The sequence below is a fragment of the Enterobacter sp. MGH 16 genome (assembly GCF_000493175.1).
GTDB classification, from domain to species: domain Bacteria; phylum Pseudomonadota; class Gammaproteobacteria; order Enterobacterales; family Enterobacteriaceae; genus Enterobacter; species Enterobacter roggenkampii.
This window is the reverse complement of record NZ_KI535695.1, coordinates 2,403,209-2,415,887: the sequence shown is the minus strand read 5'-3', so window position 1 is coordinate 2,415,887 and position 12,679 is coordinate 2,403,209. Positions and strand designations below refer to the sequence as shown.

Sequence of the window (12,679 nt, the reverse complement as noted above, 5' to 3'; positions counted from 1 at the left end):
TTCAAATAGTTACAATCTACTGGCCTGCCGCACGCAGAGTGCTTGATCCCCGGAAGACCCAGGTTAAAATCTCGCGGTTTTGGGACTTCTCTATAAAAATTGTGCGGGATCACGACAATGAAAAAAGTGGCATTACTGGGCCTCGGCCTGATGGTTGTATCTGCGGCGGCTAACGCCATTAGCATTAATGGTTCGGCGGGTCAGGACTATACCCACCTCGGTTTTGGCATGGGTACTGACACCTCCGGTCTGGCAATGACCGGCGGCTGGACGCACAACGATGACGACGGCGACGCTGCCAGCCTCGGCCTGGGCCTCAACATTCCTCTGGGCCCGTTCCTGGCGACCGTCGGCGGTAAAGGTATCTATACCAACCCAAATGACGGTGACGAAGGATATGCGGTGGCAGTGGGCGGCGGCCTGCAGTGGAAAATTGGCGACAGCTTCGGCCTGTTTGGCGAGTACTACTACTCTCCGGACTCCCTCTCAAGCGGTATCGACAGCTATGAGGAAGCCAACGCCGGCGCGCGCTGGACCATCATGCGTCCAATCACCATCGAAGCAGGCTATCGCTATCTGAACCTGGCCGGTAAAGACGGCAACCGCGACAACGCGCTGGCCGACGGTCCGTACGTGGGCGTTAGCGCAGGCTTCTAATCTCTCCGGCGCGGCATGCTGTCGCGCCAGTTTCTCCTCTTCTCCACCCCGCGTTTGCGCTATAGTGTTTTGACCAAATAAGCGGGAGAACACAATGATTAACGTGGAGATGTTATCCACCGGCGACGAAGTGCTGCATGGACAAATTATTGATACCAATGCTGCCTGGCTTGCCGATCTTTTCTTTGAGCAAGGATTACCGTTAACGCGCCGCAATACGGTGGGCGACAATCTTGAGTCACTGGTCGCTGTTCTGCGCGAGCGCAGTGAACAGTGCGACGTGCTGATTGTGAACGGCGGGCTCGGCCCCACCAGTGACGATCTCAGTGCCCTGGCCGCCGCGACCGCAAAAGGCGAAGGGCTGGTGCTGCATGAGGCGTGGCTCTCGCAGATGGCGCGTTTTTTCTCCGAACGTGGCCGCGTCATGGCCCCCAGCAACCGCAAACAGGCTGAAATTCCCGCCAGTGCTGAACTGGTCGATAACCCGGTCGGTACCGCGTGCGGGTTTGCCATGCAGCTGAACCGCTGCCTGATGTTCTTCACGCCGGGCGTGCCCTCAGAATTTAAAGTGATGGTCGAGCAGCAGATCCTGCCGCGCCTTCGCCAGCGTTTTACCCTGCCGGAACCCCCGCTGTGCCTGCGTCTGACCACTTTTGGCCGTTCGGAAAGCGATCTGGCCCAGAGCCTCGATCACCTCCCGCTGCCGCCGGGTGTGTCTATGGGCTATCGTTCATCCATGCCGATCATTGAGCTCAAGCTGACCGGACCGGCCACCCAGAAAGAGGCGATGCTGGCGCTGTGGCCTGAGGTGCAGCGCGTAGCGGGTGAAAGCCTGATCTTTGAAGGCACGGAAGGGCTACCGGCGCAGATTGCGAAGCATCTGCAGTCGCGTCAGCTGAGCGTGACCTTAAGCGAGCAGTTCACCGGTGGCCTGCTGGCGCTGCAGCTGTCGCGCGTCAACGCGCCGCTGCTGGCCAGCGAAGTGGTGCCGTTCCAGCAGGAGACTCTCGCGCAAACCGCCCGCTGGGCGTCCGAGAGAAGGGTGAAGCATTTTGCCGGTCTGGCGCTGTTTGTCGGCGGGCTGGATGAGGAATACCTCAACTTCGCGCTGGCGACGCCCGAGGGCACCCACGCCCTGCGGGTAAAAATGAGCATTACCCGCCACAGCCTGGCGGTGCGTCAGGAGGTGTGCGCCATGATGGCGCTGAACATGCTGCGCCGCTGGCTGAATGGCAAAGAGGTGGCCAGCGAGCACGGCTGGATTAACGTGGTTGAATCGCTGTTCGTGGAGTAACGCCTGTGCCGGGGCCTTTCGCCCCGGCCATGTTCACCCGAGCGCCTTTGCCAGCAGCGTAATCGGATGCTCGCAGCGCTTGCTGGTGGACATCTCAATCTGCCACTTGCAGGTTTCGCAGTCCGTCACCACGATATCCGCGCCGCTCTTCTCAATCTGACGGAACAGCGGAGCGCCGATCGCCTGCGACGTTTCGTAGTTTTCACGCTTAAAGCCGTAGGTTCCCGCAATCCCGCAGCAGCGTGAGTCCAGCACCGTCAGCTCCAGCCCCGGAATTAACCGCAGCAGCTCAAGCGTATAGAGTGACCAGCCCATTTTTTCCATATGACACGGCGTGTGGTACACCACTTTCAGGGGTAATTTCCCCAGCGGCAACGTCTGTCCGCTGTCCAGCTTGCGCCACAGGAAGCGCGTCGCCAGCTCGATGTGCTCGCGCAGGCCGGTGTTGTCCACGTCCAGCAGATGCGGATACTCGTCGCGCAGGGTGAAGGTACAGGTGGATGAGGTCGCCAATACCGGCATGCCTTTCTCGACAATCGCCTCGCGCAGTGAGGTGACATTGCTTTGAGCCTGCCTGCGCGCTTTATCGGTAAACCCGTTAGCAATCAGCGGCACGCCGCAGCACTTTTCTTTATTCAGTAGCTGAACGCCCGTTCCCATGGCGTTCAGCACTTTCAGCAGATCTTTACCCAGCTGCGGGTGGTTGTAATTCACATAGCAGCCTTGGAAAAAAGCCACCTGCTCGGCGTACTGCGCCTGCTCCGCCGCCACGGATTTATACCAGCGGCGGAAGGTGCCGTGAGAATATTTCGGCAGGCTGCGGTGATGGTCTATCTTCAGCGTGGCATCCAGCAGCTGGCGCACCGGCTTGAGAGCGGTCGCGGCATTCACCAGCGGGGCAAACGGCGTCGAGACGCTGCCCATCAGATCGGTATGGCTCAGAATCGCGTCCCGCAGCGACGGCTTTTGCGTGCTGTAGCGCGCCCGGGCGCGCTGGATAATATCGCCGATTTTCACATCCGACGGGCAGGCGACTTCGCAGCGTTTGCAGTTGATGCAGTATTTCAGCGCTTCATCGTACAGCTTGCCGTCCTTCAGGCGCAGACGCTCGCCGTCCGGCCCGGCCTGCTTTGGCCCGGGATAGCGTGGGTTCACGCCGCTGACCGGGCAGACGGTGGTACACACCGTGCATTTGATGCAGCTTTCAAAACGGGTATCGTTCATTGTTCAGCCTCCGTGCGCTGGCTAATCTGCTCTGCCACATACAGCGCCGTGACGGCGCACACTCCGCCACCGCATCCCTGGGTAATGGGATCGTACCCGCCCAGCAGCGAGCCGATGGCAAAGAGATTACTGACGGGCTTACCGGCAAGCTGCGGATGCAGGTGGTTATCGACAATCACGCCGAACTGCTGCCAGGGCTGCGGCGAGAAGAAATCACTCTGATACCAGTCCGCGCGGGAGGCTCGCTGGCGAACATCCAGCCCCATAATGGCTTCCCGGATGCCCTCCCGGCTGCTCAGCAGCCCGTTGCTGAAGAAGCTGCCGCTTGCCAGCACCGTATAGCGGGCGCGAAGCGGAATATCGTCGTGGTTGCGCGTCCAGATTTCGCTCACCGCGCCGTCTGTCAGGGTGATTTTTTTCACTTCATCACCGGCCATCCAGACGCCACCCTGCGCAACAAACTTACGCTGGAGCTGGGTATGCAGGCGAATGCCGGGGACAGACGGGGGCAGCGTGGGCAACAAACCGAGCGTGCAGGGCAGACGGTCTGAGAGCCAGCGCCAGAGTCGGTTGTCGTTCAGGCCAAAGCACGCGGGCATCAATAGCGCATCGCATCCTGCCGCAAGCGGGCTGAGCGCCTCATACAGCAGCGGCCATTTGTCCTCGTTATCCAGAAAACGGGCGATATTCACCGCGCGAAATTCGCTCGGGTTATCGCGCAGGACATCAAGCTCAGGCAGCTCTATCTCTGCCGTTTCGGCGTTCACGCCCTGGCGACAAAGTGACGCCGCCGCGAGATGGGGCTGAAAATCCAGAAAGCCGCTAATCCCTACCACCCGCACGCGTCCCGCGTGAATGGGGGCAACGGGCACTTCCTCCGGGCTGAGCCAGGCGGAACGCAGGGTGCCGAGCGGCGTAACGCGCTGGTGATTGAACCTGGCGCTGCCCTGCAGACGCGCGCCGCAGTCCGCCAGCAGCGCTTCGGTTTCCAGCGCAAAGCGGTCAATATGCTGTGCGCCAACCAGGTGATACGGGTGCTCCGGCGGCAGCTTATCGCGGTACGCTTCGTCCACCAGATCCAGCGAGCCCGACGAGAAGTGCAGGGCGCTCTGCCCCCGGGTGATAATGGCGCAGCGCAGCCCCTGCTTCGTGAGCTTAATGCCGCAGAGCAGGCCCGCCAGCCCGCCGCCGACAATCACGGTATCAAATTTCATCGTGTTGCTCCTTCTCCAGACCGCAAAGCCCCTGGTAGACCCAGCGGGTAAATTCACTTTCACGCAGGGCATCGCCCCAGGCGACAGGCTGAATGCCTTTCCAGCGCTCGTTTAAAAACGCGCTGAGCTGATCGAGCGACTGGGTGGCGGTGGTGGTATGAAAACGCTGCAGCAGCCCCGCAGCACGGCAGGCGCACAGCTCGCCCTGACAGGTGCCCATTCCGACGCGGGTGCGGCGGCGGAGATCGAGCAGGCTGTTGACCGTCAGGTTCTCCACCGCGTACTGCACCTCACCGGCCGTCACGGCTTCGCACTCGCACACCAGGCTGCGGCTCAATCTTCCTTCACCAAGCCACGGTGGCGTTCTGTCGCCGTGGCGGTATACCGCGGACCCGCGCAGCGGCGCGGGCAGGGAGATGATTTTCTGCAGCGTTTTTTCGGTGGACTGACGCGATCCCGGCAGCGGCTGTTCTGCCGTGACGCACGGCTCGGTATTTCCGAGCTTGCGGCAGACGGCATCGGTCGCCCACTCGGCCATCAGGCGATAGGTCATCAGCTTGCCGCCGGTGATGGTGATAAACCCGTCCATGCCGTCGCGCGCGGCGTGATCGAGCAGCACGATGCCCCGGCTGACGTTCCGTCCGCTCGGGTCGTTGTCGCTGGCGACCAGTGGACGCACGCCCGCGTAGGCGCGCAGAATGCGCGTCTGGGCCATCACCGGGGCCAGTTTTTCCCCTTCCCGCAGCAGGATATCAACCTCTTCAGCGGTGACGCGGTTGTAATCAATCTCTCTGTAGTCCACGTGCGTTGAAGTCGTACCGATTAACGAAATGGTGTCGCCCGGGACGAGGATATCGGCGTCAGACGGCTTGCGGCAGCGGTTAATCACGTGGTTATTGATGCGGTGGTCGAGGATCAGCAGCGAGCCTTTCGCCGGGAACATGCGCACCGACAGGTCCGCGTATTCCGCAATACGCTGGCCCCAGATCCCCGCCGCGTTGACCACTACGGCGGCATACAGCTCGCCGTGCTCGTTGTACTGCGTATCAAACACCCGCACCCCACAGATGCGATGACCTTCGCGAATAAGCCCGGTCACTTCATGTCCGGTCAGAATGCGTGCGCCATGCTCACGGGCGTCCAGCATATTGGCGGCGGTCAGGCGGAACGGATCGACGGTACCGTCAGGGACTTTCACCGCGCCAATAAGCGCCGGGTTAACCGACGGTTCCAGCCGTCGCGCCAGCGCCGGATCCATGGCCTCCGCCTGAATGCCCGCGGCAGTGCAGGCGGTAATAAAGGTCTCCTGAAAGGCGAGGTCATCTTCGGGAAGGGTAATAAAGAGGCCGTCGGTCGGCTCAATGCAGTGGCGTGCGATACGCTTGAGGATCTGGTTTTCAGCAATACATTCGCGCGCGGATTCCGCGTCGGTGACCGCATACCGGGCACCGCTGTGCAGCAGGCCGTGGTTCCGTCCGGTTGCGCCCGTGGCGATATCATGGCGTTCCAGAAGCGTAACGCTTAAGCCGCGAAGGGCGCAATCGCGCGCGATCCCGGCGCCGGTTGCGCCACCACCAATGATTATCACATCACTATAACGAGGATCGTGACTGGTCATTGTTTACCCTCTATGTTCGTTTTTTATCATTTAGCCATAGTAATTTTGTGGTTTGTTTGATTTCGAACATAAACGCGCGGAATTCGAAAGTGAAACGTGATTTCATGCGCTTTTTTGCGCATTCTGTCATATTTCTGTAACAATCTGTGCGTTGATTCACAGTAACAATCACCGTGATTTCTTAACATCCCCGCCTCTGGAATTCAGGTGCGAGCCACCTGCTCATTCATTTCAAGGCCACGGAGGCTGTTATGCTCAGTATCTTCAAACCTGCGCCCCACAGGGCGCGTCTGCCAGAGGCAGAAATAGATCCGCTCTATCGCCGTCTGCGTTGGCAAATCTTCCTGGGGATCTTCTTCGGGTATGCGGCGTACTACCTTGTACGTAAAAACTTCGCGCTCGCCATGCCGTATCTGGTAGAGCAGGGCTTCTCCCGCGGCGATCTGGGGTTCGCGCTGTCGGGGATATCCATCGCCTACGGTTTTTCCAAATTCATCATGGGTTCCGTGTCGGATCGCTCGAATCCGCGCGTGTTCCTGCCTGCCGGTCTGATCCTGGCGGCAGCGGTGATGCTGTTTATGGGCTTTGTGCCATGGGCAACCTCCAGCATTGCCATCATGTTCGTGCTGCTGTTCCTCTGCGGCTGGTTCCAGGGAATGGGGTGGCCGCCGTGCGGACGCACCATGGTGCACTGGTGGTCGCAGAAAGAGCGCGGCGGCATCGTGTCGGTGTGGAACTGCGCCCATAACGTGGGCGGCGGTATTCCGCCGCTGCTGTTCCTGCTGGGGATGGCCTGGTTCAACGACTGGCACGCGGCGCTCTACATGCCTGCCTTTGGTGCCATTCTGGTGGCGATTATTGCTTTCGCCCTGATGCGCGATACGCCGCAGTCCTGCGGCCTGCCGCCGATTGAAGAGTACAAAAATGACTATCCGGATGATTACAGCGAGAAGCACGAAGAAGAGCTGACCGCGAAGCAAATCTTCATGAAGTACGTCCTGCCGAACAAGCTGCTGTGGTACATCGCGGTCGCCAATGTGTTCGTTTATCTCCTGCGCTACGGCATTCTGGACTGGTCTCCGACCTACCTGAAAGAGGTGAAGCACTTCGCGCTGGATAAATCCTCCTGGGCGTACTTCCTGTATGAATACGCCGGTATCCCGGGCACCCTGATTTGCGGCTGGATGTCGGACAAGGTGTTTAAGGGCAACCGCGGTGCGACGGGCGTCTTCTTTATGACCCTGGTGACCATCGCGACGGTAGTGTACTGGCTCAACCCGCCGGGAAATCCGGGTGTGGATATGGCCTGTATGATCGTCATCGGCTTCCTGATTTACGGTCCGGTGATGCTGATCGGTCTTCACGCGCTGGAGCTGGCGCCGAAGAAAGCGGCGGGAACGGCGGCGGGCTTTACCGGCCTGTTCGGCTACCTCGGCGGTTCGGTCGCGGCGAGCGCCATCGTGGGCTATACCGTTGACTTCTTCGGCTGGGACGGCGGCTTTATGGTGATGATCGGCGGAAGCGTGCTGGCGGTACTGCTGCTGGTTGTTGTGATGATCGGTGAAAAACGTCACCACGCGGAAGTGCTGGCGCGTCGTCAATAAGGAGCTTTGCGATGAAATTAACTCAGTTAGCAACCGGCCTGCTGCTGGCGGGCCTGATGACAGGCTCCGCGCTGGCGGCGGATAAAATCGTTATTGCCCACCGCGGTGCGAGCGGCTATCTGCCAGAGCATACGCTGCCGGCAAAAGCGATGGCCTATGCGCAGGGGGCGGATTACCTGGAGCAGGATCTGGTGATGACGAAGGACGACCAGCTGGTCGTCCTGCACGACCATTATCTTGACCGCGTGACGGACGTAGCAGAGCGTTTCCCGGATCGCGCCCGCAAAGATGGCCGCTTCTACGCCATTGACTTCACGCTGGCGGAGATCCGCTCCCTGAAGTTCACCGAAGGCTTCGAGATTGAAAACGGCAAGAAGGTGCAGGTCTATCCGGGACGTTTCCCGATGGGCAAATCTGACTTCCGGATCCATACCTTCCAGGAAGAGATTGAGTTTGTTCAGGGACTGAACCACTCCACCGGTAAAAACATCGGCATCTACCCGGAAATCAAAGCCCCATGGTTCCACCATCAGGAAGGGAAAGACATTGCCGCGAAGACGCTGGAGGTGCTCAAACAGTACGGCTACACCAGCAAGCAGGACAAAGTCTACCTGCAGTGTTTTGACGCCACCGAGCTGAAGCGCATCAAAACCGAGCTGGAGCCGAAGATGGGCATGAACCTCAATCTGGTGCAGCTGATCGCCTATACCGACTGGAATGAAACCCAGGAGAAGCAGCCGGACGGCAAGTGGGTGAACTACAGCTACGACTGGATGTTTAAGCCGGGCGCGATGAAGCAGATTGCGCAGTACGCCGACGGCATCGGGCCGGATTACCACATGCTGGTGGCGGAAGGCTCAACGCCGGGCCACGTGAAGCTGACGGCGATGGTGAAAGAGGCGCATGCCAGCAAGATGCAGGTGCATCCGTACACCGTGCGTGCAGACCAGCTGCCGCCGTATGCCACGGATGTGAATCAGCTTTATGAGGTGTTGTATAACCAGGCGGGCGTGGACGGACTGTTTACGGATTTCCCGGATAAAGCGGTCAGCTTCCTGAAGGATTAACGCTGAAATTGCCGGGTGGCGGCTGCGCCTTACCCGGCCTACGAACTGCGGTTTTGTAGGTCGGGTAAGCGAAGCGCCACCCGACACCATCACATCTCGATCTCGATATCGCCTTTTGCCCGGCAGCAGCAGGGCAAAATTTCCCCTTCGTTGATAAAGGCCAGTGGTTCGGTCAGCCAGTCCACCTGGCCGGCGACCAGACGGCAGCGGCAAGAACCGCAGTAGCCGGAACGACACTGGTACTCTACTTCGACCTGATGCGCCTCAAGCGCCACCAGCAGAGAAGGGTGTTCCTCCCGACACAGTACCTCAGTGCCGGAAAGACTTAACGTGACGCGTGACATCAGAGCTGGAAGTCGCTCAGGTCGTCGGTGTTGACTTCAGAATCAATCTGACCGACCAGATAAGAACTCACTTCCACTTCCTGCGGCGCAACCTGCACGTTATCGGACACCAGCCAGGTGTTGATCCACGGGATAGGGTTAGAGCGCGTCTGGAACGGCAGGTCGAGACCGACCGCCTGCATGCGGATGTTGGTGATGTACTCAACGTACTGGCACAGGATGTCTTTGTTCAGGCCAATCATGGAGCCGTCGCGGAACAGGTAGTCTGCCCACTCTTTCTCCTGCTGAGCCGCCAGCACGAACAGGTCGTAGCACTCCTGCTTGCACTCTTCGGCGATTTCCGCCATCTCCGGATCGTCCGTGCCGCTGCGCAGCAGGTTCAGCATGTGCTGGGTACCGGTCAGGTGCAGGGCTTCATCGCGGGCAATCAGACGGATGATTTTGGCGTTGCCTTCCATCAGCTTGCGCTCGGCAAAGGCGAAGGAGCAGGCGAAGCTGACGTAGAAGCGGATCGCTTCCAGCGCGTTAACGCTCATCAGGCACAGGTACAGCTGTTTTTTCAGCGCGCGCAGGTTCACGGTGATGGTTTTACCGTTCACATGGTGAGTGCCTTCGCCCAGCAGGTGCCAGTAGCTGGTCATCTCGATCAGCTCGTCGTAGTAATGGGCAATGCCTTCCGCGCGCTTCTGGATCTGCTCGTTGGTGACGATATCGTCAAACACCACCGCCGGATCGTTCACGATGTTGCGAATGATGTGGGTGTAAGAGCGGGAGTGGATCGTCTCAGAGAACGCCCAGGTTTCCACCCAGGTTTCCAGCTCAGGAATCGAGATCAGCGGCAGCAGCGCCACGTTTGGGCTACGGCCCTGAATGGAGTCCAGCAGCGTCTGGTACTTCAGGTTGCTGATGAAGATATGTTTTTCGTGATCCGGCAGAGACTGGTAGTCAATACGGTCGCGGGAGACGTCCACTTCTTCCGGACGCCAGAAGAAGGAGAGTTGCTTTTCAATCAGCTTTTCGAAGATGTCATATTTTTGCTGATCGTAGCGTGCCACGTTGACCGGCTGGCCGAAGAACATCGGCTCTTTGAGCTGGTCGTTTTTCGTCTGTGAAAAGGTGGTATATGCCATGAGTGTGTCCTAAAAACGTAGGCCGGGTAAGCGTAGCGCCACCCGGCATTTACATTAGATCTTACATGCGCCGCTTTCGCAGCCATCGTCCTGAATTGACGGAACCAGGTCGTCCTGCGCGTCTTCCGCACCGTCACGGGTGTTGTGATAGTACAGCGTTTTCACGCCAAACTTGTAGGCGGTGAGCAGGTCTTTCAACAGCTGCTGCATCGGCACCTTGCCGGACGGGAAGCGCGTCGGGTCATAGTTGGTATTGGCAGAGATCGACTGGTCGATAAACTTCTGCATGATACCCACCAGCTGCAGGTAGCCGTCGTTGTTTGGCATTTCCCACAGCAGCTCGTAGTTGTCACCCAGCGTCTCGTAATCCGGTACCACCTGACGCAGCACGCCGTCTTTCGAGGCTTTGATGCTGACGTGGCCGCGCGGCGGCTCAATACCGTTGGTGGCGTTAGAGATCTGCGAAGAGGTCTCAGACGGCATCAGGGCAGAGAGCGTGGAGTTACGCAGGCCGTGAGTCTTGATGGACTCGCGCAGGCCTTCCCAGTCGAGGTGCAGCGGCTCGCTGACGATCGCATCCAGGTCTTTCTTGTAAGTGTCGATTGGCAGAATGCCTTTCGCGTAGGTGGTTTCGTTGAACCACGGGCACGCGCCTTGCTCTTTCGCCAGCTCGTTGGACGCTTTCATCAGGTAGTACTGAATCGCTTCGAACGTCTGGTGCGTCAGGTTGTTGGCGCTGCCGTCGGAGTAACGCTTGCCGTTTTTCGCCAGCCAGTAGGCGAAGTTGATCACGCCGATACCCAGGGTACGACGCCCCATCGCACCGCGTTTCGCGGCCGGGATTGGGTAATCCTGGTAGTCCAGCAGGGCGTCGAGCGCACGAACCGCCAGCACGGCCAGCTCTTCCAGCTCGTCCAGGCTCTTGATGGCACCCAGGTTGAACGCGGACAGCGTACACAGCGCAATTTCACCGTTTTCGTCGTTCACGTCTTCCAGCGGTTTGGTCGGCAGGGCGATCTCCAGGCACAGGTTAGACTGGCGCACTGGTGCAACCACCGGATCAAACGGGCTGTGGGTGTTGCAGTGGTCAACGTTCTGGATGTAGATACGGCCGGTAGAGGCACGTTCCTGCATCATCAGGGAGAACAGGTCCACCGCCTTCACGCGCTGCTTGCGGATGCTGTCGTCTTTTTCGTATTTGGTGTACAGACGCTCGAATTCGTCCTGATCGGCGAAGAACGCGTCATACAGGCCCGGGACGTCGGACGGGCTGAACAGGGTGATCTCTTCGCCCTTCAGCAGACGGGTGTACATCAGCTTGTTGATCTGCACGCCGTAGTCCATGTGACGCACGCGGTTGCCTTCAACACCACGGTTGTTTTTCAGGACCAGCAGGCTTTCCACTTCCAGGTGCCACATAGGATAGAACAGGGTCGCAGCACCGCCGCGCACGCCGCCCTGAGAGCAGGATTTTACTGCCGTCTGGAAGTGCTTATAGAACGGGATACAGCCGGTGTGGAACGCTTCACCGCCGCGAATCGGGCTGCCCAGCGCACGGATGCGACCGGCGTTGATGCCGATACCGGCACGCTGGGAAACGTATTTCACGATGGCGCTGGAGGTGGCGTTGATGGAGTCCAGGCTGTCGCCACACTCGATCAGTACGCAGGAGCTGAACTGACGGGTTGGGGTGCGCACGCCAGACATGATTGGCGTCGGCAGTGAAATCTTGAACGTCGATACCGCATCGTAGAAACGCTTCACGTAATCCAGACGGGTGTCACGCGGATAGTTAGAGAACAGGCAGGCGGCCACCAGAATATAGAGGAACTGGGCGCTTTCGTAGATCTCACCGGTTACACGGTTCTGAACCAGGTATTTGCCTTCGAGCTGCTTCACCGCCGCGTAGGAGAAGTTCATGTCGCGCCAGTGATCGATAAACCCGTTCATCTGCTCGAACTCTTCTTCCGTATAGTCTTCCAGCAGATGCGTGTCGTATTTGCCCAGCTCAACCATTTTCACCACGTGATCGTAAAGCTTCGGCGGCTCAAACTGGCCGTAGGCTTTTTTACGCAGGTGGAAAATCGCCAGACGTGCAGCGAGGTACTGATAATCCGGTGCTTCGCGGGAGATGAGGTCCGCCGCCGCTTTAATGATCGTTTCGTGGATATCAGATGTTTTGATGCCGTCGTAGAACTGGATATGTGAACGCAGTTCAACCTGGGAGATAGATACGTTGTTCAGTCCTTCTGCTGCCCAGTCGAGAACTCGATGGATTTTGTCCAGATTGATACGCTCGGTAGTACCGTCGCGCTTTGTCACCAGCAGACTCTGATTCATGTGGGGTTTACCTGTCCGTGAAATAAAAAAATATCCCCCGCTTATCCACAGAACCGTCTTGTGACTAACTCTGTGGATAAATACTACATATAGGGGGTTTGCGATAAGAAAAACGCTATATGGTGAGTATTCTAGTAAGGATTCTTTTCAGTACAAGGGTTGATTTTGACGTTAAATTGAGGTTGTG

Annotated in this window: 10 protein-coding genes; 4 read left to right on the top strand and 6 right to left on the bottom strand. The window is 58.6% G+C overall.

The window, feature by feature from the left end:
• Positions 1 to 117 precede the first annotated feature (117 nt).
• Both L362_RS11500 and L362_RS11505 read left to right on the top strand, forming a co-directional pair.
• Complete coding sequence (locus L362_RS11500; RefSeq protein WP_023344576.1) at positions 118 to 657, top strand: YfaZ family outer membrane protein; 540 nt, start codon at positions 118 to 120, stop codon at positions 655 to 657.
• 94 nt (positions 658 to 751) lie between these two features.
• Complete coding sequence (locus tag L362_RS11505) at positions 752 to 1,951, top strand: nicotinamide mononucleotide deamidase-related protein YfaY (RefSeq protein ID WP_023344575.1); 1,200 nt, start codon at positions 752 to 754, stop codon at positions 1,949 to 1,951.
• Between the two features lie 33 nt (positions 1,952 to 1,984).
• Here L362_RS11505 and glpC read toward each other — a convergent pair whose 3' ends face one another.
• Genes glpC through glpA form a run of 3 tightly spaced genes read right to left on the bottom strand, consistent with a single transcriptional unit; the run spans position 1,985 to position 6,007 of the window.
• Positions 1,985 to 3,175 carry an anaerobic glycerol-3-phosphate dehydrogenase subunit GlpC gene (gene glpC / locus L362_RS11510; RefSeq protein WP_023344574.1) on the bottom strand — a complete coding sequence of 397 codons (1,191 nt, stop codon included), beginning with the start codon at positions 3,173 to 3,175 and terminating at the stop codon, positions 1,985 to 1,987.
• Positions 3,172 to 4,389, bottom strand: a complete 1,218-nt coding sequence (glpB, locus tag L362_RS11515; protein ID WP_023344573.1) for a glycerol-3-phosphate dehydrogenase subunit GlpB — start codon at positions 4,387 to 4,389, stop codon at positions 3,172 to 3,174. Before glpB ends, glpC begins: the two co-directional genes overlap by 4 nt.
• Positions 4,379 to 6,007 carry an anaerobic glycerol-3-phosphate dehydrogenase subunit A gene (gene glpA, locus L362_RS11520; protein ID WP_023344572.1) on the bottom strand — a complete coding sequence of 543 codons (1,629 nt, stop codon included), beginning with the start codon at positions 6,005 to 6,007 and terminating at the stop codon, positions 4,379 to 4,381. Before glpA ends, glpB begins: the two co-directional genes overlap by 11 nt.
• 251 nt (positions 6,008 to 6,258) lie before the next feature.
• Between glpA and glpT the strand changes: the two genes are divergently transcribed.
• Positions 6,259 to 7,611 carry a glycerol-3-phosphate transporter gene (glpT, locus tag L362_RS11525; protein WP_021241541.1) on the top strand — a complete coding sequence of 451 codons (1,353 nt, stop codon included), beginning with the start codon at positions 6,259 to 6,261 and terminating at the stop codon, positions 7,609 to 7,611.
• Between the two features lie 11 nt (positions 7,612 to 7,622).
• A complete protein-coding gene (gene glpQ / locus L362_RS11530; RefSeq protein ID WP_023344571.1) occupies positions 7,623 to 8,678 on the top strand; it encodes a glycerophosphodiester phosphodiesterase in 1,056 nt (351 codons plus the stop codon).
• A gap of 89 nt (positions 8,679 to 8,767) precedes the next feature.
• Here the strand turns inward: glpQ and yfaE are convergent, their stop codons facing one another.
• From yfaE to nrdA, 3 genes are read right to left on the bottom strand one after another with little or no spacing between them, the layout of a single operon-like run.
• On the bottom strand, positions 8,768 to 9,022 hold the full coding sequence (gene yfaE / locus L362_RS11535) for a class I ribonucleotide reductase maintenance protein YfaE (protein ID WP_008500234.1): 255 nt from the start codon (positions 9,020 to 9,022) through the stop codon (positions 8,768 to 8,770).
• Entirely contained in the window at positions 9,022 to 10,152 is a 1,131-nt protein-coding gene (nrdB, locus tag L362_RS11540; protein ID WP_008500235.1) for a class Ia ribonucleoside-diphosphate reductase subunit beta, read from the bottom strand. Before nrdB ends, yfaE begins: the two co-directional genes overlap by 1 nt.
• A gap of 54 nt (positions 10,153 to 10,206) precedes the next feature.
• Positions 10,207 to 12,492 (bottom strand): class 1a ribonucleoside-diphosphate reductase subunit alpha, encoded by a 2,286-nt coding sequence (gene nrdA, locus L362_RS11545; RefSeq protein WP_008500237.1) that lies wholly within the window; start codon positions 12,490 to 12,492, stop codon positions 10,207 to 10,209.
• Positions 12,493 to 12,679: the final 187 nt, after the last annotated feature.